This is a genomic window from Anaeromicrobium sediminis (assembly GCF_002270055.1).
GTDB classification, from domain to species: domain Bacteria; phylum Bacillota; class Clostridia; order Peptostreptococcales; family Thermotaleaceae; genus Anaeromicrobium; species Anaeromicrobium sediminis.
The window spans coordinates 1-365 of sequence record NZ_NIBG01000024.1; positions in this window are offsets into that span (position 1 = coordinate 1).

Genomic DNA, 365 nt, shown 5'->3' on the forward strand with positions numbered 1-365 from the left:
CATTTATATCGAAGACTGTCAAATACTTTTTTGAAATTCTTTTTTCAAAAGTATTGTTCTTTTCGACAACGTGTATTACTATATCATCATTCAACTTTCTTGTCAAATGGTTGTTCTTGTTTTTGTCACAATACTAGTTATATGTACTTATATATTTTTTATTCATTAAAATTTAAAAAATATATATTTTTTATTCAAACCTAGTAATAACCAAATATTATACTACTTAAATCACATGTAATAACATATCCATATCTTCCACCCCTTACGTCCAAACTAAATAAACTCTAGGTATCTACAAGTTTAAATAAGTTCAATAAAATGTAGCTACTTGCAAGGGAATATGAATGAAAAATATATATTTT